The sequence below is a fragment of the Extibacter sp. GGCC_0201 genome (assembly GCF_017566055.1).
Taxonomy (GTDB): Bacteria; Bacillota; Clostridia; order Lachnospirales; family Lachnospiraceae; genus Extibacter.
Window position 1 is genome coordinate 50061 of record NZ_JABFCH010000021.1, and the last position, 26067, is coordinate 76127.

Consider the following 26067-nt stretch of genomic DNA (forward strand, 5'->3'; position numbering starts at 1 on the left):
GTATAATTATATATCGGGAGGTGTGATATGAAAAAGGAACATTGCTGTGAAAATAAGCCGGGGGATAAGCTCTATAAGATTGGAATGTTCGCAGCCATGAATCATGTGACGATAAAAGCATTGAGATATTATGACGAACAAGGCCTGCTTAAGCCTGTCTATGTAGATGCCGATTCGGGATACCGCTATTACACGGCAGGGCAGCTGCCGATCATGCATCAGATTCTGGCCCTGCGTGGCATGGGCTTTTCTCTGGAAGAGATAAGGTCCATACAAAAAGGCACTTCTGAGAAGGCGCTGCTGGCGGCCAGAAAGCAGCAGCTTCTAACTGAGATTGCAGAGAGGACCGCCAGGCTTGCCCAGGTAGAGAGCTACCTGTCTGCCGATAAGATAGAATCGGAAAATCATGTACTCATAAAGAAGCTGCCGGAGGTGATCATAGCTTCGGTGGAGACGACACTCCACGGCTATGAGGACCTGTTTAATCTCATGCCTCCCATGGGACAGGAGATGGAACGTCTCGGATGTATCTGTGCCGAGCCGGAATATTGTTTTACGATATACCATGACGGCGGGTACCGGGAAGAGGACATCAATGTCGAGATCTGCCAGGCCGTCACTGAGAAAAGGCAGGATTCAGAGACGGTAAAGTTCAAGGTGATGCCGGCGGTAGAGACCGCCGCATGCATCCTCCACAAAGGTTCTTATGAAGGATTTCCGGAGGCTTATGGTCAGGTGCTCCGATTCGTGGAGAACAATGGGTATGAGATATGTGGAAATCCGAGGGAATCGTATATCGACGGCGTATGGAACAAGGAATCAGAAGAGGAATGGCTGTCGGAGATTCAGTTTCCGGTAAAGAGAACAAGTGCAGAACCGCTGTAAAAAAATAAAGATTAACAGTGTATCGAATTGACAAATGCGGGGAAATCATGCAATATGGATTTGAGAAAGTACCCTTCCGGGAGATTGGAGTATGCGACATGCTGTTAATAAAAAATGCCGAAGTCTATGCGCCGGCCAGTATTGGAAAAAAAGATATTCTTATATGTAATGAAAAGATAGAGATGATAGAAGACAATATAGAAGGACTGCCTGGAAACTGCCGGGTGGTGGATGGAGAAGGACTTCTCCTCGCCCCGGGGATGATTGACCAGCATATCCATGTGACCGGGGGAGGCGGAGAAGGCAGCTTCCACACCCGTACCCCGGAACTTGCCATGTCCGAGATGATAAGGGGGGGGATTACCACGGCAGTCGGCCTTCTCGGCACCGATGGCATAACGAGAAGCGTGGAGAACCTGTACGCTAAGACGGCTGCGCTGAACGAGGAAGGGGTTTCTGCATATATGCTCACCGGGGCCTACGGATATCCGGGGCCATCCATAACAGGTGAACCTGACAGAGATATCCTGTTCGTCAAAGAGGTGCTTGGAATGAAGCTTGCGCTGTCCGACCACCGGGCACCCAACGTGACCCCGGAACAGCTGATGCAGATTTCAAGCCGGGTCAGAGTGGCAGGCATGCTGAGTGGGAAGCCGGGAGTGGTCGTACTTCATATGGGGGATGCGCCGGAAGGGCTGGAACCGGTATACGAAGTCCTTAAAATGAGCACGCTTCCGATCCGCAACTTCCGTCCCACCCATGTGAACCGCAACAAGGCACTTCTTGAAGCCGGATACGGATTCCTTGAAAAAGGCGGCTATGTAGATTATACATGTGGGATGAAAGGGCAGCCTTCACCGGGCCAATGTATCGCGGAGGCGTCAAAAAGAGGGCTTCCGCTTGCACATATTACAATCAGTTCCGACGGTCACGGCAGCTGGTCAAGCTATGATGAAGACGGGACGCTTCTGGATATCGGCGTATCGGGAGTGGACAGCCTGTACAAAGAGCTGCGGCTTATGGTCAAGAATCTGGGCATGCCCCTTGAAGATGCCCTCGGATATGTGACCTCCCATGTGGCGGAAGCGCTCGACATGTACCCGAAGAAAGGCTGCATAAAAGAAGGGGCGGATGCGGATATACTGCTCTTTACAGAACATCTGGATCTTCACACGGTGATAGCGAGAGGCACGGTTATGATGGAAGGCGGGGTTTTGAAAAAGATGGGCACATATGAAAGCTAGGATTATGAGCCGATATCACAGCACGGGCACCCCGCCTTCCCGGAGGCTGCACTACAGAACGGCTAAACGGCTGACGGCACTTCGGGATTGTTATTAGAAAAGTTCTGCAGTATCACGAGCGGCTGGTAAGAGCTTTTATTTACTATCTTGACGCCCTTCTTCGCGGCAGCCTCAGATATGAAGTATTCATCCCCTGTGACATCTCCGTAGCGGATAAGCTCGGGAGTCTCGCACTCGAACACGCCGAACGCCCCATGACCCTGGACGATGACAGCGCAGTAGCATGCCTGGTCGGTCAGGGTATAGCTCTGCCCCGGCAGGACGGTCACTTCTTTGGCGGCGACCCAGTCGTTGGCGTAGGCAATCCATTTCTCTGACGCCGCAGGCGTTTCGCATTTTAATCTTGGTGCCCGGAAGTACGTCTCTTTATAGTCGGGTCTTGTACTTTCTTCCCAGTCAATCTGATTGAAAATAGCATCCAGGTCTTCCTTTTCCTCTTCCGGTGCACAGTCTGTGAGGAGATTATGAGGATTGACTTCTCCCATCGTAACATTTTCCATGATCGTATTCACGTCACTGTTCCACTGTGGTTCAAAAGTAACGACGGATGCGGGAGCGTGGATTACGCCTGCAGGCGTATACCAGCCGGTCCCGAGCTGTATGCGGTAAGCGCGGGAAAGCTCTGTAATCCTATTGTCTTTTGTGTCATAATTTTCCAGGCATTCCATGACCTCCTGCTTTGTGGTAGAGGGGTCAAAGCCAAAATACGTAAGAGGAAAACGTCCGAGATAGCTGCAGTTATACTGGGGCGGGAAATAATAAGCCTCAGGTTTGCCGTGCATGCCTATCCTGGCAGCTTTTTCCTCTGTCAGATGAAGATGGTGGAACAGCGGCTTGTCATAGTCATAGAGCTTGGCAAATGTCGGCCACGTACCATACTTAGACATAAGGGCGTCCCCAATCAGGTCGCTCCCTAGTTCATCCACATAGTCTTTGAAAAGGCGGACGGATCTTGTGGCGGAATCCTCCAGGACAAAGCTCATCCCTTCTGTTTCACCGGTCTTGGGGCCGTTCAGTGCCCTTGCAAGAGAGCCGAGCCATCGTTCGCAGATGCCGCCGCGGTCCATGCCAAGGGCATAGTAGTCATCGGGGTGCAGCCGGAGCCTTCTGCCCGGTTCGTTAAAGCTGCGTGGGACCCAGGAAGGCATCAGGTGCAGGATGCCCTCCCCGTGCTCCAATACATTTCTTACATTGCTCATAATGATTTCCTCCTTCAGAATATTTATTTGCTATATGTATTTAGTACCAATGGTAAAGAAAATAAATTTCATATACAAGTTCAAAATATAGCTTTTGAATTATAATAGCACAAAAAATATAAAATTAAAATACGAAATAATAGACAAAATGACCGATTTATAAAAAAATATTTCATATGATTATTGACAATGTTTTTTCTGTAAGATAAGATAATCGTACAAACAATAAAACCTTCACAGAACAGAAGGTGTACGCACAAGGAGGAAGTAATATGTTGCTGAACATGAAAGATCTGTTGGCGGTAGCTAACAGAGAAAACTTTGCCGTGCCGGCTTTTAATATTGGTACGGGACAGATATTGAACGGTGTTATGGATAAGTGCGAAGAGCTGAAAGCACCTGTCATCCTTGCCATTCATCCGAATGAGCTGGAATTCCAGGGGGACAGCTTCCTGAAGATGTGTATCGACAGGGCCGCCGGCTCGCCCGTTCCGGTCTGCATCCATCTGGATCACAGCGGATGGGAACCGATTGTCAGGGCCGTAAGGGCCGGTTTTACTTCTGTAATGATAGATGCCTCTTCTCTGCCGTTTGAAGAGAATGTTGCCATTACAAAGAAGGTGTGCGACCTGGTGCATCCGCTTGGAGTATCTGTAGAAGGAGAGCTAGGGACTATCGGCACCACGGACGGGGATACCGAAGGCGGCACGGAGGATATCATATATACGAAGCCGGAGGATGCGGTGCGCTTCGTGGAAGAGACGGGATGTGACACGCTTGCGGTTGCCATAGGAACGGCCCACGGGATCTATCCTGCAGGGATGAAGCCAGAGCTCAGGCAGGAACTGCTGAGCGATATAAAAAGCAGGGTAACGGTACCCCTTGTGCTTCATGGAGGCTCGGGAAACGAGGATTCAGAGATTGCAGAAGCGGTCCGGCGGGGAATCAATAAGATCAATATATCTTCCGACATTAAGGATGCGTTCTACCAGGAACTGAGAAAGACGCTGCAAGACCAGAAGATCCGTGAGCCGTTTGAACTTTATCCGGCAAGCGTCACAGCCATGAATAAAGTGATCGAGCACAAAGTAAGGCTGTTCAACGATGACGATAAAGTCAAATATTACTCATTGAATGAAATGCTGTAATGCTTTATGATGAAAGAAAAGAATCATAGATTCGGAAGTAGGACGGTGTTTTATTATGGATAAACGTGGGAATTCTGTACTGGAAAATATCAAGGCCAATTATGAAAAATTATTTTCTGCGGAAAAGAAAGCTGCCGCATATATACTGGCAAATCCGGAACAGGCTATCATGATGAATATATCTGAACTGGCCAGGAAGAGCGGAAGCAGCGAAGCTACGGTAGTACGTATGTGTAAGCATGTGGGCTATCAGGGGTACTACCAGATGCGTCTGCTGATGTCCCATGATCTGGGGAAGGCAAGACCCACGTATGATGAGAATGAGATGCTGAGTTCTGCAAGGAGAATCTTTGATTCCAGTGCCGCGAGAGTAGCAGCACTGGAGGAGGCTATCGATCTTGAGCTGCTGGTTAAGGCAGTACGGCTGCTGCGTTTGAGCCGGATGGTCTTTGTCGTCGCTGCGGGAAACACGAGCCCCATCGCGACAGACCTGGGATTCCGCCTGGAACGTTGCGGGATTCCCTGTTCGTATTCTATGATTCCGGAACATTTCCTGAATCATGTCAGCCTTGGAACGAGTGATGATACGATTGTCGCTATCTCCAGGTCCGGCGCTTCCAAACAGGTCGTACAGGCCATGGAGCTGGCCATGAAAAAGCAGATGCACAGTATCGTGATTACGGGCGAGAAGGATACGCAGCTGGCGGAACACGCGGATTGTGTGATACAGATTGTGGATAAGAAAAAGCAGGCGCTTGACACGGAGCCGGATTCCCATCTTCTGGAGATGGCAGTGAGCGACGCGCTTCTCTATATCAATCGTCATTTTGATGCCTTGACCCAGAATGCAAAGGACGATAATAAGGAGGCAGGCTACGGCGACGACGTAGAATTGCTGCTGAGTGAATATAAGCTGTAAAAAAGCGGAGGATACAGATGGCTTACATAGATAAATACAGGAACTACCTTGAGTCGGTGCCGGATGTCATCGAACGGTGCCGTGCGTCCAAAAAGAGGCCCGTGCTGGCCTATACGAGTAATCTGGACGCCATAGTAAAATGGGATGTGGATAGCTTTAACAGATTGCTGGAACGATATCTGGAGGAAGAACCGTGCTGTGAGGAAGGAGAGGCCGTTGGAAGCATGCAGGATTTTGCAAAGATCGTGAGCTACTATGCAGTGAACGGACTTGGGGGAGAGGTGGAGATAACATCCGGCGGGGTTATCGAGAGGCTGAAGGACTATTTTGACATATATTACGGACTTGGGGGGACATGCGCGCAGGGTGCCGCCGCGCTTGGCACGTTAGGGGTGCCGGTGCTGATCCACATTACGGACCGGTCGCGGGAAGTGGTCAAATGGCTGGAGGACAAAAGGATAGAATCGGTGAAAGGACACAGAAGTGTTCCGATAAAGGAGTGCGTGACCGGGGAGGAGCCTTTGATTCACCTGATTATGCAGTACGACAAAGGAGATGTAATCAGGTGTGGAGACAGGGAATACGAGGTGCCGGTTTCAAACCGCCTGATTATGGGATATGACAAGGTGCACAAGGTTATGCCGGTAAGACAGGATTTTCTGGAATATCTGGAAGAGCATGCCCAGATGATGTGCTCCTATGATATCTCGGGATTCAATGCCATAGTGGAGCCGGAAGTCCTGAAGGAGCGTGCCGGAGAGCTGGCGAAGCATTACAGGACATTAAGATCAAGGAACCCGCAGCTTAAGATATATTTTGAAAGCGCTCACTTTATCAGTGCCGGATGCAGGGATTTGTTGTATGACACGCTTGCCGGACATATGGATATTATGGGAATGAATGAGGAAGAGCTGGTGGATCTGGCGGGTAAGAAAGCCTGTCCGGTAGACAAGGATGACATCAGATCTGTAATAAAAGGTCTGGATCATATGCTGGAGCTGTACCCGGTGAAAGGAATCGTGATGCACAGCAAGGACTATGCGCTGTATTACGGCGAGATGATGGAAGGGGTGGACGTTGAGATGGGGCTTACGCTTGGGAGTCTGATGTCTGGGACACGGGCACGCATCGGGCGTTATGGTACCATAGACGACTGCAGGGAAAGCCTGAAGCTTCCATTAAGTCCCACAGGAATCAGGTTTGTGCAGGCTCTGGATGAGATGGAGCTGCAACATGAGGCTGTGCTTGTACCTTCGCGGTATATGGAGAAGCCGAGATATACCATTGGGCTTGGAGATACCTTCGTAGCCGGAATGCAGCTATGTTTTATGTAATAGTTCTTTTTTTTGACTGTTTAGTGAAAAATAATTTCACATTATAACGCATGAATTGTAATTAATAACTAAAAAATGTAATTAAAATGTGGGATAATTAACAAAAAATGCAGTTATATGAAATTATATTTCATATTTACATTGACATTTAAGTTTTGGATTGATATGATTTTTTCAGAGACTAAGATGCTTCCTGTACAGAAGCGACGGAAGTACGTAAGGCGAGAATGAGGTGAGATATTTGGAAGAGAAGGCGAGAGAAGGCGAAGCATATGTATTGGAATGCCGCGGCATCTCCAAAGCGTTCGGAGGCACACAGGCCCTTAAGGATGTCAATCTGTTTGTGAGGCCTGGAGAGGTACATGCGCTTCTCGGAGAAAACGGTGCCGGCAAGTCTACCCTGATGAAGTGCATTATCGGGCTTCACCAGCAGGATGAGGGAACGATTCGGTTTGAAGGCAGGCCATATACCGCCAGGGGGCCGGTAGAGGCGCTGAATGCAGGGATATCGATGATACATCAGGAACTGAATCCGGAGCCCCACCTGACGATAGCAGAGAGCGTGTTCCTCAAAAGGGAAGACACAAGAGGTATCTTTCTGAATAAAAAGGCGCAGAACGAACGGGCGGAAGACATCTTAAAAAAGTTTAACTTTCCACACGGCGCCAAGACCTTGATGAAAGAGCTGACACTGGCACAGATGCAGATGGTAGAGATTATCAAGGCAGTATCCTGCAATGCCAGGCTGATTATCATGGATGAGCCCACTTCATCCCTTGACAGCGAAGAGACGGAGCATCTGTTCCATACCATTCGCGAGCTGAAGGAAAAGGGTGTGGCAATTATCTATATATCCCACAGGATGGAAGAGATATTCCGAATCAGTGACCATGTTTCCGTATTCAGGGACGGTACATATATCGGAGAGCGGACTATGGAAGGGGTCACCCGTGATGAACTGATCTCCATGATGGTAGGACGTAAAGTGGAAAATGTATTTCCAAAGACAGCCTGTGATATCGGCGACGTGGTGTTTAAAGTGGATAAGCTTTCCGGCAAGGGGTTCGAGGATATCAGCTTTGAGGTGAGGAAAGGCGAGATACTTGGGATTTCAGGCCTGGTAGGCTCGGGACGGAGTGAAACGATGCGGGCCATATTCGGAATGGACCCTGTTACGGGGGGCAGAATCTTTCTGGAAGGCAGGGAAATTAAGATAAGAAAACCAAGCCAGGCCATCCGGTATGGAATCTGCATGGTGAATGAAGACAGGAAAAACTATGGCCTGGCTCTCCACCGGTCGATACGGGAAAATATGACGCTGCCCACGCTGCCGATGAAACAGAAGGCGCCGATACTCAACAAGAGGCAGGAAGAGAAAGAATGCCTGGAGATGGGCAAGATGCTGACTCTGAAGTCGGCCAGTATCGAGCACGATGCATTTTCTTTAAGCGGCGGCAATCAGCAGAAGGTCGTGCTGGCCAAGTGGCTGCTTGCCAATCCGAAAGTATTGATTCTGGATGAACCTACAAGAGGGGTTGACGTGGGTGCAAAATCGGAGATTCATACGCTGATGTGCGAGTTTGCTGCTAGAGGGATGGCTGTCATCATGATATCCTCAGAGCTGCCGGAAGTGATGGGTATGAGCGACCGCATTATCGTCTATCACGAAGGGAAGATCAACGGGGAAGTCTCCCGTGATGAAATATTAAACGGAAGCGCGGACCAGGAGACGATTCTGGGTAAGGCATTCGGCGGAAAATAGGAGGTAGAGCCAATGGCAAAAGACAAAGGCAGCATCATCGGAATGGACAGAGAGAAATTCCGCATGTTTATGGGTAAATATGGAATCGGTGTAATCCTTCTGATTATGATGGTTTTTATATCTGTCATGGAACCGTCATTCAGAAGCACGAGCAATATGATTAATGTTGCGACGCAGGTATCTATCAACGCGATGATTGCATATGGCATGTGCCTGGCAATCACGACAGAAGGAATCGACCTGTCTGTAGGAGCCCAGCTTGCGCTCGTGAGCTGTGTCCTCGGACAGCTGATATCCGGGAAAGGGTGGAATATTGCGGCAGCAATCATCGTGGCGCTTCTCGTGTCCACGCTGTGGGGATTTATCAACGGATTTCTGATATCCAAGTTCAACATGTTCCCGTTTGTAGTGACGTTGTCTACCCAGTTGATCATCCGAGGCTTTGCCCAGGTAATCAGCGGGGGCCAGGCAATCCCGATAACGGACATGGCATTCAAGAGTATCTACTCAGCCAAAATCGGACCGGTGCCATTCCCCATTCTCGTCCTGATACTGGCAACGCTTCTCATGTACACGTTACTCCACTGGACCAAGTTCGGACGGTATGTATTTGCAGTGGGCGATAATATGCAGGCGGCGATTGCTTCAGGCGTAAGTATTATAAAGACGAAGACGGCGGTCTATGCCATATCAGGTCTTCTGGCAGGGATAGCAGGCATTATCTTTACGGCCAAGACTGCCTCTGCCCAGTCCAATATAGGTATCGGGTATGAGACGGACGCGGTGGCGGCCTGCGTGCTAGGAGGCACCTCATTTGCGGGCGGCGTTGCCACGGTGCCCGGAGTACTTATGGGGATATTCATTATAGGCTTCATCTACAACGGCATGAACCTGATTGGGATTGATTCCTATTACCAGTCCATGACAAAAGGTGCGGTTATCATAGGAGCCGTGCTTCTTGACATGGTGATGAACAAAAAGAACAGCTAGTTTGCCGGGTGATAGTTAGGAGGCGGGAGGAGCCTCTTGATTATAAAGAGTTTATTCAAATTAGAAGGAGGAACGAAAATGAAAAGAAAAGTGTTAAGCGTACTGCTCTGCGTCATGATGACAGCCGTATTGGCGGCCGGATGCGGTTCAGACAACAAGGATGAAGGTAAAAAAGACGACAAGGCCAAGACAGAAGATGCAAAAGTCGGCGACGTGAACGGAGACGGCAAGATAATCTGCGGATATATCTCCAAGAATATCGTTGACCCGTTCCACGCCCCGATTAATGATTATGCTAAGGAGACGTTTGATGGGCTGAAGAAGGATGGAACGATTGATGACTGGACGGGTATTCTGGATGGCGAGACGGATGCCAACAAGCAGATTGACCGCGCCGACGAGTGTATTGCGAAGAACTGTGATTATGTAATCATCCTGCCGGCGGAAGCGAGCGCTTCCGATGCGGCTGTCACCAAGATGGCCGATGCAGGCATCAAGGTGATTGTCGTTAATTCCAAGACAGACAGTACGGACGATGTGGCGATGGCCTATGTAGGCCCGAACGATGTGGAAGCGGGCGAGATGCTGGCACAGTGGGTCATCGATAATGTGCCGGACGGCGGAAAATATGCGCACTGCCAGGGCGTTATCGGCAATTCCGCCCAGATTCAGCGGGGAGAAGGCATAGAGAATATCATGAAGGATAACGGCAAGTTTGAATCCGTTGGGGATTTCCCGTGTGAATGGCAGGCGGATAAGGCGGCCAATGTAGCGACAGATATGATGAACCAGTACAAAGATGAACTGAAGGCGATCATCTGTGACAACGACGATATGTCCTCGGCGGCTCAGAAGGCATGCAACGACGCGGGGAGAGAAGATATTGTCTGCGTAGGCGTGGATGGGAATGAGAATCCGCTGCAGATGGTAAAAGACGGCGAAATGGGTGCCACGGTGCTGCAGGATGGTCCTGCACAGGTGGAAGGAGCCATAGATCTGATAAAGAAGGCCTTAAACGGTGAGGCGACAGAGAAGGAAGTCATGATATCTTTTGTGCTTGTAACGAAAGACAATGTTGATGAATATCTGAAATAATCCACGTAAGAAAGGGAGTGCATCTGGCACTCCCTTTCTCTCATGTGATCTTTCGGCAGGACAGCTGCTGCGTCACCGGCCTTCCGTAAATTCCTGAAATACATCGGCCACGCGCTGCATATCGTCCCTTGTAAAGCGCTGGTCGCAGCTGATGGACATGATATGTTCATAGATGTAATGTGCGCCAGGATACTTTTCGATGTCTATGAAGGGTGGTACAGGCCAGTATACTTTCGGCGGTATGCCGGCGGCTGCCAGGTGCTTCATGAGGGATTCCCTGTCTTCGCAGAGGAAGGGGAAGAACATAGGGCAGGTGTCCTGCGGAAGATGGGGAAATACAGGCCGTACCGATGGATTGTCAGGGAGATGCTCCAGCAGATACGCATAATTACCGCGGCGCTTCTTGACGGCCTCGGCAAGCGGGTAATGGAGGATTGTCTGAAGGGATTCGCCGTCGCCTTCCTGCATGTCGAAGATTTCCCGCAGCATCCATTCTGCTTCCCAGAATGCATCGGCACTCTTCTTATTCAAGGCCTCGTCTCCGGTTCTCTCGTATTCTTCTCTTGTCCGGAGCGCCCTGTCCCTTATCTTGAGATGCTCTTTATCTGCGGGGACGGGCGATACGCCAAAGCGTCCGGTGCGTTTGAACGCCAGTCCCCCGGAGGTTACCCCCATCCATTTGCGGAGGCTGACCGCGACATAGTCAGTGTCGGGGCAGGGCCCGGACGGTGAGAAGGCTGTGTGGGTCGTGTCCTGCATGACCGTCACGCCCCGGTCCCTGCATGTTCTGACAAAATCAGTATCAAAAGTAGAAAAGCCGTAATAGCCGCAGATGAGCAGAAAGCTGATCTTGTCAATGAGGCTGTCGTCAAACTGCGGTACGAGGCTCTGGTCTACGTCGTAGTAGTAGATCTTATATCCTGCTTTGACGAAACAGCCGCTTACCGTCTCGCACGTATATGCCGGGAGATAAGCTGTCCGTTTCGTATCTGTGAGCATGGAATCCTGCAGGCAGAGATAGATGGCACAGCGCCCGGACATGAGGTGGCTTACGCCGCCTGCGTCCGGACAGACGAGGTCTATGTAACCGTTTGTTTCAGAACTGTTCTTTTCGTAGGGGAAGAACCCTCCTATTTCCATATGTGATACCTCCTGTGATTATTATATATTCTGGTACTTGAATTGGCTTTGGCTGCGCCGGCTCAGGACGACAGGGTCTTTTTGAAGTCTTTTCGCTCCGCCTCCGGAACCATGTCGATGACGAGGCAGGACGCGAGAAGATTCAAGGCTGTCATCGGCAGCGTCAGCGAGTTGTAGAACATCTTCGTCGAAGTCTTGCATAGGAGCAGGTGGGTACTGTGCTCGGCCGCCGGCGAAGAGATGCTGTCGGTGATGGTCAGGATAGGGACGCCTGTGTCGGCCGCTTTCCTGGCAATGCTCCCCATCGGGTAATAATACTTGGGGAAGGAAAAGAAGATGACAAGGTCACCCTCGCAGAGATGCTGCAGGCGGTTCTGCGTCTCGGCCAGGTCGGCCAGATCGATGAGGGTCGCTTTGAAATATAAAAGCCGGAGCCTTGCTTCCAGAAATTCACCGAGTATCTTGGAGATGTCATGGGCAAAAATAAAAATCCGTCTGCTCTTTTTGATCTGCCCGGCGGCAGCCACGATGGATTCCGGATTGAATGAAGCTGAGAAATCAGCGACCGCGGCTGCTTCCTGACGGCAGATGTCTGTCAGCAGCGCCTCCTTTGCGGAGCAAGACGCATGTTCAGGTGGAAAATAAGCCGGCGCAGAGAGCAGGCGTATCATATGCTGGGTGTATTCCCTGAATTCATTCTTAAGCTCCAGGAAGCTGGAACAGCCTATTTTTTCACAGAAGCGCAGCAGGGTCAGCTCGGAAGAGGCTGTCTGCTGGCTCAGCTGGGCCAGAGTGATATAGCAGACGTCCTCTGGATTTTCCATCAGATAGTCTGCGATTCCCTTCTGCTTCTTTGTCAATGCGGGATACATATCCCGGATTCTCTGTAATATGTCCATGTTGTTTCCTTTCCATATATAGTACCCTTATAAAAAACAGACGGCGGTGATACGCCATAAACTGCCTATAAAATAAATATAAAGAATCCATAAACATTTTGCAAGTAAATACTTTACAATTTTGCTGTTATATGTATAATAATAATTAAAAAGTAAAGTAAATACTTTATTTTTTGAGAATTCTGTATATCTCATGACAAATAAAGTAGGTCAGCTTTGCAGAAGGAAGTACAAAAAGGGAGGAGAGAAGCAGCAATGAAAAAACTATTTGAAAAACACTTTGAGCGCACATGGCTTGTAATCTTTCTGATCATGTTCGTTATCATCATGATTCCGTTTCCGTTCTTTTACAGCGAAACCTATATTCCGGCTATAGGAGGGATTCCCTCATATATCTTCGGATGGTTCGTACATACGGCGGTTACGTTTGCCCTGATTATCGTCTATTACAGAATGTGTATGAAGCGAAAAGAGTACCACGTGTATGATGAGAAGAACGAGGAAGTTACGGAAGGGGGAGAGGAATAATGTCTGAAGCAATCCAACCATCACCGGCACCATTTTACACGGTTCTGGTTATATATCTAGGTATTATGGCATTTATCGGCTGGTACGCCAGCAGAAAGACGAAGAGTCTCGGCGATTTCTTCGTCCTCAGCGGAAAAGCAGGTGTTATCGTAAGCGGTATCGCTTATTTTTCCACACAGTTTTCTATGGGTACGTTCCTAGGGACACCAGGAACGATATATGGGGTAGGATATGCCGGCATGGCTATCTCTGTACCGGGCGCTGTCTTCTGTATGATTCTGCCGGCGCTGCTGATAGGAAGAAAGCTCGTGACGCTCGGGCATGAATATGGTTTTCTTACGATGGCGGATTATCTGACCGACCGTTATCACTCCAGATCCATGAGCGGCGTACTCGGCGTCATGATGCTGTTTTTCCTCATCCCGATGATGGGAGCACAGATTATCGGCGCGGGAGTCATCGTGCATGTATTTACCGGCCTGCCTGAGTGGGTAGGGGTTGTAGGAATGGGAGTCATCGTTATACTATATTGTATGAGCGGCGGAATGAAGGGGGCGATGATGACCGATGTCATCCAGGGTTCCCTTATGATAGGAACCGCGGTTGTTACATTTATTGTATCAATCGTAATGGGAGGCGGCTTTGACAATATCAACAGTACGCTTCAGAATATGAATGAATCATACCTGACCTTCCCCGGGGCTAACGGGTATATGCCGTGGGCTTACTACGTGTCCAACATCGTGCTCTGGTCCTTCTTCACGATGGGGCAGCCCCACCTGTTTACGAAATTCTTTACGATGAAGGACCATAAGACGATGTTCAAGGCCATACTGCTCGGTACAGGAGGGATGTTTGTCTCCGCCACGCTGATCGAATGGGCCGGCGTCAATGGAATCGCGTCCATCCAGAATATTGAGAAGGCGGACCAGATTGTTCCTATGATTCTGCAGAGAGGGCTGAATCCGTTCCTGGCCTCCCTGTTCATCGCCGGAATCGTGGCGGCAGGAATGTCTACCATCGACGGCATCCTTGTCACTACGACCGGAGCCGTGACACGTGATATCTATCAGAAGATAGTGAACAAGAAGGCGACAGATGAGAGCGTCATGAAATTGTCCAAAGTTGTCACCATATTGATTGGCCTGGTCGTTATACTCTTTGGCGTATTCCAGCCCGGCAGCATCTTTGAGATCAACTTGTTTGCCTTTTCCGGAATGGCGGTCTTCGTCGTGCCGATCCTGTTTGGAATGTACTGGAAGAAATCGACGGCCCCGGGCGCCATAGCTGCTGTGGCGGTAGGCGTGATCGCTCTTCTTAGCTTTACGCTTATTCCGGAAGTGAAGGAACTGGCCCATGGATTCCATGCACTGTTCCCGGCGACGATACTCGGCGCAGTCACGATGGTAATTGTCAGCAAGCTGACACAGGCTCCGCCGCAGGAGACCATTGACCGGCACTTCAAACTGTTACAGAAAGGTTAGTGCCATATAAAAGAGGAGGTAGTTAGATGTATCTTGGTAAGATGACGACAGCCCAGGCAAAAGAGGCGTTTCAGAAAGACCCGGTGCTTGTGATACCGGTGGGAAGCACGGAGCAGCACGGCGCCCAGTGTGCGCTTGGAACAGATTATATGGTGCCGACATATCTGGCGGACCATGTGGCTGACATGGAAGATGTGATCATTGCTCCTACGGTTCCGTACGGCGTCTGTCCTTATCACCTGAGCTTTGAAGGCAGTATCAATATCGGATATGAGGGGCTGTATATGGTTCTGCACGGAATCATGGACTCGCTTATGCAGCATGGGGTGAAAAGGTTTGCCATACTGAACGGACATGGCGGCAATACGCCTTCCATCGACCGCGCGGCGCTCGAAGTCTATCATAAGGGCGGTATCTGCGCCAGCATAGACTGGTGGAGCCTTGTGGCAGAGCTGGATGAGAAGTTCCGGGGCGGCCACGGCGATATCCTGGAGACGTCCGCTATGATGGCGGTCGACCCGGATGCGGTGCACCTGGAGCTTGGGCAGCCTATGAATCCGCAGCATCCTTCCGATAATGTAGAGGCTGCCTATATACAGGCGGTCCGCTATAAGGGCGGCACGGTCCGCCTTGTGAGAGATACGAAAGAGATAGCTCCAAGCGGGTGGTTCGGTCCGTTTGACCCGAAGGATTCGACGGCTGAACTCGGGCAGGAAGCGCTTGATATATCCGTTGCGTTTATCCGGGGATTCCTGGAGGAAATGAAAGAGTTTGCATGTAAGTAGAAGAGGAGTAAGAGACCAATCTCCGGCTGTGCGACAATGTGTGCACAGCCGGAATATCTTGCAAAGCCTCATCAGATACAATTCTAAAAAGTTATTCTTTGAAAGTTACTTGACAGTCGAAGCGTTACATGATAATATGAGGAAGTATTTTAAATGAGATTTGGATTCACATATTTTTGTAAGTCATGATATCTTAATTTGATGATTTACAAAAATATGTGATTTTTGATTTTAACGAGAAATATAATAAAATATCAGGAGGTATCTTTCATGAATAAAGGTACAGTAAAGTGGTTTAACGCACAAAAAGGATTTGGATTTATCACAAACGAGGCAGACGGAGAAGATGTATTTGTACATTTTTCAGGTATCGCATCAGATGGTTTTAAATCATTAGAGGATGGCCAGTCAGTAACATTTGATATTACTGCTGGTAACCGTGGAAATCAGGCAGTCAACGTATACGCTGCATAGATGGATGCAAAAAGGTGCCCTGTGGACGATGGTCCACGGGCCCTTTTTTCGTTGAGCTGGTAAAAAGAGTGGATGAGAGGTTCACGGAACAGGAGAGTTCTCTGCTTGCTGAGATAGATCTTATTCAGGAAAGGAAGTTGAGATTATCAAGCAGAAGATAACCTGAGCGAAAGTGCTATAAAGCAAGAAAAAGACTTGCTTTTTTCCGGTATATATGATACAATATCCGAGCGAATGGAAGTAGGTCTTTTTTTTATGCCTAAAAACGGGCAGCCTCGCAAGCTGCCAGGTAACACGTTAATTAAGAAACATAAAGCGAGGTGGAAGTTGTGCGTACAAGAATCACATTGGAATGTACAGAATGCAAGCAGCGTAACTACAACATGACGAAGGATAAGAAAACGCATCCGGAACGCATGGAGACTAAGAAGTACTGTAAATTCTGCAAGTCACACACATTGCACAAGGAAACAAAATAGTCGCCGCAAAGGAGTGGATGTCATGGCTGAACAAAAAACTCAGAAGAAGAGCTGGTTCAAAGGACTTAAGGCAGAATTCAGGAAGATCATTTGGCCAGATAAGATGACACTTGCAAAACAGACAGCGGCAGTCGTTTCTGTGTCTGTTGTACTGGGAATCATTATCGCAGTTATTGATTTTCTCGTACAGAACGGAGTGGATTTATTAGTAAGATAGCACTGATAAACTGCAGGCAAGAAAGGTGATTTTATGTCAGAGGCAAAATGGTACGTTGTTCATACCTATTCAGGGTATGAGAACAAAGTAAAGGCCAACATTGATAAGACAATCGAAAACCGGCATCTGGAAGAACAGATATTAGAAGTCCGTGTTCCCATGCAGGATGTAGTGGAACTGAAGAACGGCGTCCAGAAGGCGACACAGAAAAAGATGTTTCCGGGTTATGTGCTCATCCATATGATTATGAATGACGACACATGGTATGTTGTCCGCAACACGAGAGGCGTGACAGGATTTGTCGGGCCGGGCTCCAAACCGGTTCCGCTGACGGATGCGGAGATGGCGCCGCTTGGAATCAAGCAGGAGAACATTGTCATTGACTTTGAAGTGGGCGATACCGTCCAGGTAATAGCCGGGGCATGGGCAGATACGGTTGGAGTAATCCAGGCGCTGAACATTCCAAAGCAGAGCCTGACGATCAATGTTGAGTTATTCGGCCGCGAAACGCCGGTAGAAATCAGTTTCGCAGAAGTAAAGAAAATGTAGTAGGAAGTGGGAGGGGCGTGTGACGTTCCCGCCAACACCACAAGGAGGTAATTGAAATGGCAAAAAAAGTAGAAGGTTATATTAAGTTACAAATACCTGCCGGCAAAGCTACACCGGCACCACCGGTTGGACCGGCTCTTGGTCAGCACGGTGTGAACATCGTTGAATTTACAAAGCAGTTCAACGCTAAGACGGCGGATCAGGGAGATATGATTATCCCGGTCGTAATTACAGTTTACAATGACAGAAGCTTCAGCTTCATCACAAAGACGCCTCCGGCAGCTGTTCTTATCAAGAAAGCCTGCAATATAAAGTCAGGTTCAGGCGTGCCGAATAAGACGAAAGTTGCTACGATTACAAAGGCTCAGCTTCAGGAAATCGCTGAACTGAAGATGCCGGACCTGAACGCTGCAACTGTAGAAGCTGCTATGAGCATGATAGCAGGTACCTGCCGCAGCATGGGTGTTAAAGTAGAAGAGTAAGAGTTAAAGCTGTATTGCCAATTGTAAATGTTAAATATGTGGGAGGGTTATCCCGACATTACCACGAGGAGGTTTTTTAGAATGAAAAGAGGAAAGAAATATATAGAAGCTGCCAAAGTTATCGAAAGAGGAACTCTTTATGATAAAGAGGAGGCGGTTTCATTAGTTAAGAAAACTGCAGTAGCTAAATTCGATGAGACTATCGAGGCTCATATCAGAACCGGATGTGACGGACGTCACGCTGACCAGCAGATTCGTGGAGCGGTCGTACTGCCTCACGGAACAGGCAAGAAGACCAGAATCCTTGTATTTGCCAAAGATGCCAAAGCAGAAGAAGCAAAGGCCGCAGGGGCAGATTTTGTAGGAGCGGAAGAGCTTATTCCTAAGATTCAGAATGAAAACTGGTTTGAATTCGACGTAGTAGTCGCTACGCCAGACATGATGGGTGTGGTTGGACGTCTTGGACGTGTACTCGGACCAAAAGGCCTGATGCCGAACCCGAAAGCTGGAACTGTAACGATGGATGTTGCCAAAGCTGTCCAGGAAATCAAAGCCGGTAAGATTGAGTACAGACTCGATAAGACAAACATTATCCATGTGCCAGTAGGTAAAGCATCCTTTACCGAAGAACAACTTGCGGACAACTTCCAGACGCTTATTGATGCAATCAACAAGGCTAGGCCGGCAGCAGTAAAAGGTCAGTTCTTAAGGAGCGTGACACTTACTTCTACCATGGGACCTGGTGTAAAGATCAACCCTGCCAAGCTCGTTTAATTGTATCATATAATATGACCTCCCCGCCATCAAGGCGGGGAGGTCTTTTTCGATGTGCTGCCGCAGCTCAGCACGATGGAAGCCTTGAAGGCATGTCCGTCGTATTCGAATTGGGGTATCCCGTTATATTTTGACACGACGTCGAGAATGGAGACGATACCGATGCCTTTCCTGTCTCTGGCCTTTGTAGATAAAAAAGCGTTATCCTTTCTGCAGACCATGCCGTTGTAGCTGTTTTCTACTATGATTACGAGCGTACACTTGTGGACGGCATAGAGCTTGAGCCGGATGTACCTGTCTTCCTGCACCTGCCGCTGGCATGCTTCAACTGCATTTTCCAGCAGATTGCCAAGGACGATGCATGTATCCGTGTCTGAAAACGGGAGGTCCCGGTCCAGCTGTACGGACTGTGAGAAGGATATGCCATTCTCCCTGGAAAGCTCCACATAGTAGGACACGATAGCATTGATGACGGGATTATCGCAATAAGATGTCGGGCGGAGTGAATCCAGGCTGCATAAATAATTGCTAATGAATTCTCCCATGCCATCATAATCGTCTGCATCCAGACAGGCCTGAAGTGCGATGAGGGTATGCCTGAAGTCGTGGCGTATACGCATGGTTTCTTCTATGCGCTGCTGGATCATCTCTGATTGCTTCTGCTGCGCGGCAAACTGTGTTTCCGATACGTGGAGCTCTTCCTGGAGCTTTGCGTTCTTTGTGGCTTCCACGACCATCTTCAACGCAATCGTATATGTGAAAAAGGTCAGGATTATCCACAGTATCGGTATGAAGTATATATCATTGACTCCTGCAGCCTGCAGCCTTCTGGAGAATATCGGGAATATGGCCAGATAATAAAGCAGTCTGTTGCACATGGGGATTCCCCAGGATATGCGCCAGAAGGCCAGGTGCTCCGTCGTATCAAGTGCCGTACGCAGCAGCCGCTTGAAGAGCATCAGTATAAACGGGAACGTCAGCAGCGCTACAGCCAGCGTGGACAAGGTATGGAGCAGGGATGCGTTTCCGGGGAGCCTTCCCGTCACGATATAATGGATTTGGGATGAACATACATAGATGCTGTCCGTATAGCTCATGACTATGGCGACGGTAAAAAGGCTCTGGGCAAAGCTGTAACCGGATGCGGCACGGAATAAAACCACTCCTGTCAACATGGCGGCAAAGGAAAGAAGAATCATCGTCCATGTGGTGAGCGGTTTTGTATAATATATGTAAGTGGAGGCGACGTCTATCAACATGAAAGCGGTTATGGAAACGACGGCTGTTGCCTGGTTTGGCGCCCTGAGATGGTCGGAAAAGGTCAGACACAGTACCAGGATGCAGGGAATGATGAACAGCAATGCACTGATAATATTATCCGGTGTCATCGACTTTCTCCTCCGGTCACATACTCGAACAGATAATTGGCGTATGACTGCCGTATTTCGTTTTTGCGTGCCCTTGAGATGGGGATGCGCTCTTCTGACGTCAGTATAAAATCTTTGCTGTCCATTGATTTGATGTAATCCATATTAACCATGCAATTGCGGTAGCACCACAGGAACTGCGGATACTTGTCCAGCATCGGAGCAAAATCCTGAAATGACATGTAGGAACGGATGACATTCCGGGCCGTGTGGACCTGTATGTAATGGTTATAGTAGTCTGTATAGATAATATCTGAAATCAGAATGCGTGTATAATGACGTCCTTCTTTCAGTTCGATATAGTGAGAGAAACGTTTCAGCTCTTTCTGGCATCTGGAGAGCGATTCTTCCAGCTGCTCGTAAGTGAAAGGTTTGAGCAGGTAATCAATTGCATGAAGGCGGAACGCTTTGACTGCATGTTCCTGGCTTGATGTCGTAAAAATAATCAGGCATTTGTCATCTATCTGCCGTATCTTCTCGGCAATATGGATACCGTTCGTTTCGTCCATGAATATATCCAGGAAGACAAGATCATATATGCCGGCAGTAAAGCTGTCTGAAAATCCTGGCCCGTTATCGTAAGTATTTATCTGCATATGGACTTTGTGTTCAAAGCAGTATCGTTCTATATTCTTTTGCAAATATTGTCTGTCGACAAGAGAATCGTCCACAATAGCGACATTCATTCTGCCTTCCTCCCCAAGTAAAAAATTCTGATTTTATTTTAACATACTATGAGATTCGGAGTCCTGTAATAAACAGTAAAAATAGCACTATTATGGTAATGCGGTGTCGGTAAAAGTCGGCTGTAAAAATAATGTATTGACAACATCAGGCCGTAGTGATATAATAGCAAAGCGATGACTGCCGAAGACAGCAGGTGCTTTCAAACAGCGTAAGTGATGATACACGCCTGCCGAGGATGATATGAGATTCGATTTCTATGAATTTGTACAACCTCTGCGTCTTTTGGGCCGGAGGTTTTTTGTATAGAAAACGTTGTTCTTTTGGCAGCAGACTAAACTATAAGGAGGTGCACCATTTTCATGGCAAAAGTTGAGTTAAAACAACCAATCGTAGATACTATTGCAGGTGAAGTCAAGGATGCAGCATCAGTTGTTCTTGTCGACTACCGCGGACTTACCGTTGCTCAGGATACGGAATTGCGTAAGCAGCTTAGGGATGCCGGTATCATCTACAAGGTATACAAGAACACAATGATGAAAAGGGCTTTTGAAGGAACCGAGTATGCGGCTTTAGAAGAACATCTTGCAGGGCCAAGCGCTATTGCAATCTCTAAAGAGGATGCAACTGCTCCGGCAAGAATCCTGTGCAAGTTTGCAAAGGATGCAAAAGCACTTGAACTGAAAGCCGGCGTGATTGAAGGCGCAGTTTATGACACGGCAGGGCTTACGGAATTGTCCAAGATTCCTTCACGGGAAGAACTGCTTTCCAAACTGCTTGGAAGCTTACAGTCACCAATTACAAACTTTGCCCGTGTTATTAAGCAGATTGCGGAACAGGGCGGCGAGGTAGCGGCGGAAGAAGCTCCGGCGACGGAAGAAGCTCCGGCGGCAGAAGCTCCGGCTGAAGAGACGGCGGAAGCGACAGAAGAATAATAAAAATCATAAAATTGGAGGAAAATAAAATGGCTAAAATAACAGCAGCTGAGATGATTGAAGCAATCAAAGAATTATCAGTATTGGAATTAAACGAATTAGTTAAAGCATGTGAAGAAGAGTTCGGTGTATCCGCAGCAGCAGGTGTCGTAGTGGCAGCAGCAGGCACAGAGGCAGCGGCAGCAGAAGAAAAAGACGAATTTGATGTAGAATTAGTTTCTGCAGGTTCTTCTAAAGTTAAGGTAATCAAGGTAGTACGTGAGATTACAGGACTTGGATTAAAAGAAGCAAAAGAATTAGTTGACGGTGCTCCGAAGGTAGTTAAAGAGGCTGCTTCTAAGGCTGAGGCTGAAGAAATCAAAGCAAAACTGGAAGGCGAAGGCGCAGAGGTCAACCTTAAATAATATAGGTACCATCTGCAGCGGCTTACCGCAGAAGGGAAATCCCACTCGTTGGAATTTCCCTTCTTTTTTTGATATGAATGTGTTATAGTATTCCTAGATCCCTTTGGAATAAGGGAAAAAAGAATGGAAGGTCGTAAGGGATGAAAGTAAGTGTCAGGAAAATAAGTGAAATCACCGGTTTTTCTCCTGCGACAGTTTCCAATGCACTGAATCATAAAAAGGGCGTAAACAAAGAGACGGCTGATAGAATTCTTAAGACGGCAGAGGAACTGGGTTATAGACTGGACGAAAAAATTAGTAAGATCAGGTTTGTGATTTTCCGGAGAAATGGATTGATCATAGATGACAGTCCATTCCATCCTGCCGTGATAGAAGGGGTAGAGAGGCAGGCCAAATCTCTCGGCTACGAGACGGTGTTCAACCACGTGGATATTAACGATATGGAGTATGGAACGCAGCTGCAGGAGATACTTTCTGATACGGAAAGTGCAATAGTGCTGCTCGGCACAGAGATGCTGGAGGAGGATTTTGAGCCATATACACATGCGAAGAATAAGATTATACTTCTGGACGGCTGGAGCGACCACTACTTTTTTGACAGCGTGCTCATAAGCAATACGGATTCGGCAGCCAGGGCGGTTGAATACCTGATTGGGAAAGGGCACCGGGATATCGGCTATCTGAGAGGAGATTTCCGCATTCAGGCCTTCTGCTACCGTGAGATTGGCTACAGGCGGATTATGGACAGGCACCATCTGCCGGTCCAGCCGGAATTCGTCGCGACTGTCGGTACGAGGATTGAGACTGCATATGAAGGGATGCGGAGATACCTGGAGGAGACGCCGATACTGCCTACGGCATTTTTTGCGGATAATGATACCATCGCTATCGGCGCCATGCAGGCGCTGAAGGAACGCGGCTATGACATACCGGGTGATGTGTCTATCATAGGATTTGACAACATTTCATTCGGTGCCATCTCTGATCCGCCTCTCACTACGATCAATGTGTATAAGCACGAGATGGGGGAGATGGCGGTGAGAGAACTTATGCGTGCGGTAGAGGATGGGAAGAAGATTAAGACGAAGATACAGGTTTGCACCGATTTCGTGGAGCGTGCGAGCGTAAGAAAAATATAGCAGGCGTATGGCGGCGGGTACGTACCGCCTGACTGCACATGAGATACAGCCGGTCTGCCGGCCCTTATTTTGCATTATTGATGCAAAGGAGGGCGGCGGGCAGGCTGTTTTTTGCTGCATAGGCAGCGTCAGCGTACAAAAGTCCCTCATAAGTGAGGGACTTAGGGAGTTGAAGTGGACTTGTCCGCTTTGTACCGGCAGAGGAAATGGCTGCCCGGCAGGAGGTGAGACGGCTGTGATATTTTGCAAATAGCGACAAAGTTTATATAAACGTTAATATAAATATTTACATGAACGTTTAACAAAACAATATTATAATTGTGAACAAAATGTAAATAATGAATAAATGAATCGTTAATAATACACAAAAATAAGGTATGATAACTATTATAATTAAACAAAACGTAAATGATATTAGTATTTATTGATAAAAAGTATTGAATATTTTATATAAACGTTTATAATACAGATATAAACAGTTAAGAGGCGGTGAAGAAGTGAAAGCCAGTATAAGAAAGATCAGCCAGATTACAGGTTTTTCTCCGGCGACTGTCTCAAACGCTTTGAATCGCAAGAAAGGAGTCAATGCTGCTACTTCTGAAAAGATATTCAAGGCGGCGGAGACGCTGGGGTATCAACAGGAGAAGACAATTACGAAGATAAAGTTTGTTACCTACAGAAAGAACGGCCTTATCATAGATGACAGCCAGATCTTCCCGGCCATGATAGAAGGTGTGGAGCGCCAGGCCAAGGAACTCGGTTATGAGACGACGTTCAGCCATCTGAATTATGAAGATGAGTCTTTTGAACTCAGGCTGAGGGAGTTCCTTGAGGATACGAATTGCCTGACGATACTGCTTGGAACAGAGATGTTGGAAGAAGACTATGTGCCTTTTTATGACTATAAAGGCTACCTGATAGTGTTGGACGGCTGGAGCGATGGGATGGTATTTGACGGCGTATTGATCAACAATACGGATGCGGTCTGCCAGGCGATGGAGTATCTGGTTGGTAAGGGACATACGAAGATCGGCTATCTGAGAGGAGATTACCGCATCAAGGCATTCAGGTACCGGGAATTCGGCTATCACAGAGTGACAGGCAAGTACCGTCTGAAGATGGATCCGGAATTTCAGATAACATTGGGGACGAAGCTGGAGTCAGCTTATCAGGATATGAAGAGATATCTGGAACGGACCGCAAATCTTCCGACCGCATTTTTTGCAGATAACGACGTAATAGCCATCGGAGCTATGAGAGCTATGAAAGAGAAGGGGATTCGGATTCCGGAAGACATATCCATAGTCGGATTTGATGACATCGGATTCGGGAGCGTATCTACGCCGGGACTTACGACAATCCGGGTATTCAAGCAGGAGATGGGAGAAGTGGCGGTGAGAAGAGCGCTGGATCATATCAAATATTCGGGAAAGAATGTAAAGATGAAAATTCAGGTCTGTACACAGTTTGTCGAAAGAGACAGTGTCAGACAGATTGACAGATAAACAGTAGAACAAAGTATAAGAATGGAGGAAGTAAAATGGCAACCATCAAATTGGGATTTGCACCGACCAGAAGAAGCATCTTCAGCGCGCCGGATGCAATCAAGTACAGAGGACTGACGGCAGACAGGATGAGAGAGCTGGGTATCGATTTTGTAGATATCGATGACATCAATGAGGAAGGTCTGCTGTATGATGACGACGACGTGAAGAAGATTGCGGCGAAGTTTAAGAAGGAAGGCGTTGACGGAATCATGTTTCCGCACTGCAACTTCGGTACGGAATATGTCTGTGCGAGGCTTGCAAAAGAGATGAATGTACCGGTCATGCTCTGGGGTCCCCTTGACGAGCGCCCGGAAGAGAACGGCGTAAGGCTGAGAGATACACAGTGCGGGCTGTTTGCCACCGGAAAGGTGTTGAGAAGGTTCCGGATTCCATTTACATATGTGACGAACTGCAGACTGAACGATCCTGTATTTGAGAGAGGGCTGAGAGATTTTATCGCGGTTTGCAATGTAGTAAAGACTTTCCGCAATATAAGAATTCTTCAGATATCCACGAGGCCGTTCGACTTCTGGACGACGATGTGCAATGAAGGAGAACTTCTGGAGAGATTCAATGTGCAGCTCGCTCCGGTTCCGATGACGGAACTTACGGAGGAAGTGAAAGCGGTGAAGGCAGAAGGCAGCAAGCTGGCAGACATGATATCTTATATCAGGGAGAGCATGGAAGTCCAGATAAAAGATAACGAAGTAGAGAATGTAGCGGCTCTTGCGGTAGCTATGGAACAGCTTGTAGAGAAGTACGGATGTGGCGCCGCTGCCATCCAGTGCTGGAACGCGCTTCAGACGGAACTGGGCGTCATGCCGTGCGCGGCCAACGCAATATTAAATGACAAAGGGATACCGGTCGTATGTGAGACGGACATCCACGGTGCCATCACGGCTCTAATGGTCGAGGCAGCAGGGATGGGAGAGACGAGAGGCTTTTTTGCAGACTGGACCATCCGCCATCCCGATATTGAGAATGGAGAGCTTCTGCAGCATTGCGGCCCGTGGCCCATTTCGGTAGCTAAAGAAAAGCCGCAGCTTACATACCCGCTGGCTTTTGACCATCCGGGAAGTCTTACGGCAGAAGCGAAGCACGGCGATGTGACACTCTGCCGGTTTGACGGGGACAACGGAGAATACTCGCTGCTTCTTGGCAATGCAAAGGGCGTGGACGGACCAAAAGGTATGGGAACATATCTCTGGGTGGAAGTAGACAACATCAAGCGTCTGGAAGCAAAAATCGTGGAAGGGCCTTACATCCATCACTGCGTAGGCATTCACAAGGACGTAGTTCCAGTATTATATGAAGCATGTAAATATATTGGCGTAAAACCTGACCTTTACGACCCGATTGAAGAAGACGTCAAAGCATATTTAAGAGGAGAATGATTATGAGCAATCTGAAAGCATTAGCCTACGGGCTGAGAGAAACCGTAATCGACATGATCGTCGAGGGGAAGGCCGGCCACATCGGCGGCG

The 26067-nt window shown here is 48.3% G+C and carries 27 protein-coding genes, 1 pseudogene and 1 other annotated feature; of the genes and pseudogenes, 23 read left to right on the forward strand and 5 right to left on the reverse strand.

What is annotated here, in order from left to right; genetic code table 11:
• Positions 1-27 precede the first annotated feature (27 nt).
• Together HJV72_RS13950 and iadA are read left to right on the forward strand one after the other, a co-directional pair.
• Positions 28-885, forward strand: coding sequence for a MerR family transcriptional regulator (locus tag HJV72_RS13950; protein WP_208071791.1), 858 nt, complete (start codon positions 28-30; stop codon positions 883-885).
• A gap of 98 nt (positions 886-983) precedes the next feature.
• A complete protein-coding gene (gene iadA, locus HJV72_RS13955) occupies positions 984-2129 on the forward strand; it encodes a beta-aspartyl-peptidase (protein ID WP_208071793.1) in 1146 nt (381 codons plus the stop codon).
• A gap of 62 nt (positions 2130-2191) precedes the next feature.
• Here iadA and HJV72_RS13960 read toward each other — a convergent pair whose 3' ends face one another.
• The gene (locus HJV72_RS13960) at positions 2192-3388 is read right to left on the reverse strand and encodes a hypothetical protein (protein ID WP_208071794.1); all 1197 of its coding nucleotides are present in this window, start codon (positions 3386-3388) and stop codon (positions 2192-2194) included.
• A 272-nt stretch (positions 3389-3660) separates the two neighbouring features.
• Between HJV72_RS13960 and HJV72_RS13965 the strand changes: the two genes are divergently transcribed.
• The 6 genes from HJV72_RS13965 (at position 3661) to HJV72_RS13990 (ending at position 10636) form a co-directional block, all read left to right on the forward strand.
• The gene (locus HJV72_RS13965) at positions 3661-4536 is read left to right on the forward strand and encodes a ketose-bisphosphate aldolase (RefSeq protein ID WP_208071796.1); all 876 of its coding nucleotides are present in this window, start codon (positions 3661-3663) and stop codon (positions 4534-4536) included.
• A gap of 55 nt (positions 4537-4591) precedes the next feature.
• A complete protein-coding gene (locus HJV72_RS13970) occupies positions 4592-5455 on the forward strand; it encodes a MurR/RpiR family transcriptional regulator (RefSeq protein ID WP_208071798.1) in 864 nt (287 codons plus the stop codon).
• Between the two features lie 17 nt (positions 5456-5472).
• Positions 5473-6789: an ADP-dependent glucokinase/phosphofructokinase gene (locus HJV72_RS13975; protein ID WP_208071800.1), complete on the forward strand. Its 1317-nt coding sequence runs from the start codon at positions 5473-5475 to the stop codon at positions 6787-6789.
• 232 nt (positions 6790-7021) lie between these two features.
• Entirely contained in the window at positions 7022-8551 is a 1530-nt protein-coding gene (locus HJV72_RS13980; protein ID WP_330618995.1) for a sugar ABC transporter ATP-binding protein, read from the forward strand.
• Positions 8552-8563: 12 nt separating this feature from the next.
• Positions 8564-9541, forward strand: coding sequence for an ABC transporter permease (locus HJV72_RS13985; RefSeq protein ID WP_208071802.1), 978 nt, complete (start codon positions 8564-8566; stop codon positions 9539-9541).
• A 78-nt stretch (positions 9542-9619) separates the two neighbouring features.
• Positions 9620-10636 (forward strand): substrate-binding domain-containing protein, encoded by a 1017-nt coding sequence (locus tag HJV72_RS13990; protein ID WP_208071804.1) that lies wholly within the window; start codon positions 9620-9622, stop codon positions 10634-10636.
• A 72-nt stretch (positions 10637-10708) separates the two neighbouring features.
• Here the strand turns inward: HJV72_RS13990 and HJV72_RS13995 are convergent, their stop codons facing one another.
• Both HJV72_RS13995 and HJV72_RS14000 read right to left on the reverse strand, forming a co-directional pair.
• Positions 10709-11776 carry a DegT/DnrJ/EryC1/StrS family aminotransferase gene (locus tag HJV72_RS13995; protein ID WP_208071806.1) on the reverse strand — a complete coding sequence of 356 codons (1068 nt, stop codon included), beginning with the start codon at positions 11774-11776 and terminating at the stop codon, positions 10709-10711.
• Between the two features lie 62 nt (positions 11777-11838).
• The gene (locus HJV72_RS14000) at positions 11839-12675 is read right to left on the reverse strand and encodes a MurR/RpiR family transcriptional regulator (protein ID WP_208071808.1); all 837 of its coding nucleotides are present in this window, start codon (positions 12673-12675) and stop codon (positions 11839-11841) included.
• 255 nt (positions 12676-12930) lie between these two features.
• Here HJV72_RS14000 and HJV72_RS14005 point away from each other — a divergent pair, with 255 nt between their 5' ends.
• From HJV72_RS14005 to rplA, 9 genes are all read left to right on the forward strand, one after another.
• On the forward strand, positions 12931-13203 hold the full coding sequence (locus tag HJV72_RS14005) for a hypothetical protein (protein WP_208071810.1): 273 nt from the start codon (positions 12931-12933) through the stop codon (positions 13201-13203).
• Complete coding sequence (locus HJV72_RS14010; RefSeq protein WP_208071812.1) at positions 13203-14687, forward strand: sodium/pantothenate symporter; 1485 nt, start codon at positions 13203-13205, stop codon at positions 14685-14687. Before HJV72_RS14005 ends, HJV72_RS14010 begins: the two co-directional genes overlap by 1 nt.
• Before the next feature lie 26 nt (positions 14688-14713).
• Entirely contained in the window at positions 14714-15472 is a 759-nt protein-coding gene (locus HJV72_RS14015; protein ID WP_208071814.1) for a creatininase family protein, read from the forward strand.
• 270 nt (positions 15473-15742) lie between these two features.
• Complete coding sequence (locus tag HJV72_RS14020; RefSeq protein WP_066580511.1) at positions 15743-15946, forward strand: cold-shock protein; 204 nt, start codon at positions 15743-15745, stop codon at positions 15944-15946.
• Between the two features lie 329 nt (positions 15947-16275).
• Positions 16276-16425: a 50S ribosomal protein L33 gene (gene rpmG, locus HJV72_RS14025; RefSeq protein ID WP_005332089.1), complete on the forward strand. Its 150-nt coding sequence runs from the start codon at positions 16276-16278 to the stop codon at positions 16423-16425.
• A 22-nt stretch (positions 16426-16447) separates the two neighbouring features.
• Positions 16448-16642 carry a preprotein translocase subunit SecE gene (secE, locus tag HJV72_RS14030; RefSeq protein WP_049728682.1) on the forward strand — a complete coding sequence of 65 codons (195 nt, stop codon included), beginning with the start codon at positions 16448-16450 and terminating at the stop codon, positions 16640-16642.
• A 33-nt stretch (positions 16643-16675) separates the two neighbouring features.
• Positions 16676-17191, forward strand: a complete 516-nt coding sequence (gene nusG / locus HJV72_RS14035) for a transcription termination/antitermination protein NusG (protein WP_208071816.1) — start codon at positions 16676-16678, stop codon at positions 17189-17191.
• Between the two features lie 56 nt (positions 17192-17247).
• A complete protein-coding gene (gene rplK, locus HJV72_RS14040) occupies positions 17248-17673 on the forward strand; it encodes a 50S ribosomal protein L11 (protein ID WP_006443239.1) in 426 nt (141 codons plus the stop codon).
• 81 nt (positions 17674-17754) lie between these two features.
• On the forward strand, positions 17755-18447 hold the full coding sequence (gene rplA / locus HJV72_RS14045; RefSeq protein WP_208071818.1) for a 50S ribosomal protein L1: 693 nt from the start codon (positions 17755-17757) through the stop codon (positions 18445-18447).
• A gap of 29 nt (positions 18448-18476) precedes the next feature.
• On the opposite strand, the gene HJV72_RS14050 is transcribed toward rplA, so the two are convergent.
• Positions 18477-19835 carry an ATP-binding protein gene (locus tag HJV72_RS14050; protein WP_208071820.1) on the reverse strand — a complete coding sequence of 453 codons (1359 nt, stop codon included), beginning with the start codon at positions 19833-19835 and terminating at the stop codon, positions 18477-18479.
• On the reverse strand, positions 19832-20560 hold the full coding sequence (locus tag HJV72_RS14055; RefSeq protein ID WP_208071822.1) for a LytR/AlgR family response regulator transcription factor: 729 nt from the start codon (positions 20558-20560) through the stop codon (positions 19832-19834). The genes HJV72_RS14050 and HJV72_RS14055 overlap by 4 nt, the downstream gene beginning before the upstream one ends.
• A 163-nt stretch (positions 20561-20723) precedes the next feature.
• Positions 20724-20871 (forward strand) — a sequence feature (ribosomal protein L10 leader region).
• 49 nt (positions 20872-20920) lie between these two features.
• On the opposite strand from HJV72_RS14055, the gene rplJ reads away from it, so the two are divergent.
• The 6 genes and pseudogenes from rplJ to HJV72_RS20355 all read left to right on the forward strand — a co-directional run.
• On the forward strand, positions 20921-21493 hold the full coding sequence (gene rplJ / locus HJV72_RS14060; RefSeq protein WP_208071825.1) for a 50S ribosomal protein L10: 573 nt from the start codon (positions 20921-20923) through the stop codon (positions 21491-21493).
• Positions 21494-21522: 29 nt separating this feature from the next.
• Positions 21523-21897, forward strand: a complete 375-nt coding sequence (gene rplL, locus HJV72_RS14065) for a 50S ribosomal protein L7/L12 (protein WP_227185677.1) — start codon at positions 21523-21525, stop codon at positions 21895-21897.
• Between the two features lie 140 nt (positions 21898-22037).
• Positions 22038-23036, forward strand: coding sequence for a LacI family DNA-binding transcriptional regulator (locus HJV72_RS14070; RefSeq protein ID WP_208071827.1), 999 nt, complete (start codon positions 22038-22040; stop codon positions 23034-23036).
• Between the two features lie 497 nt (positions 23037-23533).
• Entirely contained in the window at positions 23534-24541 is a 1008-nt protein-coding gene (locus HJV72_RS14075) for a LacI family DNA-binding transcriptional regulator (protein ID WP_208071829.1), read from the forward strand.
• A 35-nt stretch (positions 24542-24576) separates the two neighbouring features.
• On the forward strand, positions 24577-25977 hold the full coding sequence (locus HJV72_RS14080; RefSeq protein ID WP_208071831.1) for an L-fucose/L-arabinose isomerase family protein: 1401 nt from the start codon (positions 24577-24579) through the stop codon (positions 25975-25977).
• A gap of 2 nt (positions 25978-25979) precedes the next feature.
• A pseudogene (locus HJV72_RS20355) lies at positions 25980-26067 on the forward strand (transketolase); the annotation flags it as partial.

Coding starts and splice junctions, on each gene's coding strand:
- HJV72_RS13950 (WP_208071791.1), top strand. CDS start 28: ATGAAAAAGGAACATTGCTGTGAAAATAAGCCGGGGGATAAGCTCTAT.
- iadA (WP_208071793.1), top strand. CDS start 984: ATGCTGTTAATAAAAAATGCCGAAGTCTATGCGCCGGCCAGTATTGGA.
- HJV72_RS13960 (WP_208071794.1), bottom strand. CDS start 3,388: ATGAGCAATGTAAGAAATGTATTGGAGCACGGGGAGGGCATCCTGCAC.
- HJV72_RS13965 (WP_208071796.1), top strand. CDS start 3,661: ATGTTGCTGAACATGAAAGATCTGTTGGCGGTAGCTAACAGAGAAAAC.
- HJV72_RS13970 (WP_208071798.1), top strand. CDS start 4,592: ATGGATAAACGTGGGAATTCTGTACTGGAAAATATCAAGGCCAATTAT.
- HJV72_RS13975 (WP_208071800.1), top strand. CDS start 5,473: ATGGCTTACATAGATAAATACAGGAACTACCTTGAGTCGGTGCCGGAT.
- HJV72_RS13985 (WP_208071802.1), top strand. CDS start 8,564: ATGGCAAAAGACAAAGGCAGCATCATCGGAATGGACAGAGAGAAATTC.
- HJV72_RS13990 (WP_208071804.1), top strand. CDS start 9,620: ATGAAAAGAAAAGTGTTAAGCGTACTGCTCTGCGTCATGATGACAGCC.
- HJV72_RS13995 (WP_208071806.1), bottom strand. CDS start 11,776: ATGGAAATAGGAGGGTTCTTCCCCTACGAAAAGAACAGTTCTGAAACA.
- HJV72_RS14000 (WP_208071808.1), bottom strand. CDS start 12,675: ATGGACATATTACAGAGAATCCGGGATATGTATCCCGCATTGACAAAG.
- HJV72_RS14005 (WP_208071810.1), top strand. CDS start 12,931: ATGAAAAAACTATTTGAAAAACACTTTGAGCGCACATGGCTTGTAATC.
- HJV72_RS14010 (WP_208071812.1), top strand. CDS start 13,203: ATGTCTGAAGCAATCCAACCATCACCGGCACCATTTTACACGGTTCTG.
- HJV72_RS14015 (WP_208071814.1), top strand. CDS start 14,714: ATGTATCTTGGTAAGATGACGACAGCCCAGGCAAAAGAGGCGTTTCAG.
- HJV72_RS14020 (WP_066580511.1), top strand. CDS start 15,743: ATGAATAAAGGTACAGTAAAGTGGTTTAACGCACAAAAAGGATTTGGA.
- secE (WP_049728682.1), top strand. CDS start 16,448: ATGGCTGAACAAAAAACTCAGAAGAAGAGCTGGTTCAAAGGACTTAAG.
- nusG (WP_208071816.1), top strand. CDS start 16,676: ATGTCAGAGGCAAAATGGTACGTTGTTCATACCTATTCAGGGTATGAG.
- rplK (WP_006443239.1), top strand. CDS start 17,248: ATGGCAAAAAAAGTAGAAGGTTATATTAAGTTACAAATACCTGCCGGC.
- rplA (WP_208071818.1), top strand. CDS start 17,755: ATGAAAAGAGGAAAGAAATATATAGAAGCTGCCAAAGTTATCGAAAGA.
- HJV72_RS14050 (WP_208071820.1), bottom strand. CDS start 19,835: ATGACACCGGATAATATTATCAGTGCATTGCTGTTCATCATTCCCTGC.
- HJV72_RS14055 (WP_208071822.1), bottom strand. CDS start 20,560: ATGAATGTCGCTATTGTGGACGATTCTCTTGTCGACAGACAATATTTG.
- rplJ (WP_208071825.1), top strand. CDS start 20,921: ATGGCAAAAGTTGAGTTAAAACAACCAATCGTAGATACTATTGCAGGT.
- rplL (WP_227185677.1), top strand. CDS start 21,523: ATGGCTAAAATAACAGCAGCTGAGATGATTGAAGCAATCAAAGAATTA.
- HJV72_RS14070 (WP_208071827.1), top strand. CDS start 22,038: ATGAAAGTAAGTGTCAGGAAAATAAGTGAAATCACCGGTTTTTCTCCT.
- HJV72_RS14080 (WP_208071831.1), top strand. CDS start 24,577: ATGGCAACCATCAAATTGGGATTTGCACCGACCAGAAGAAGCATCTTC.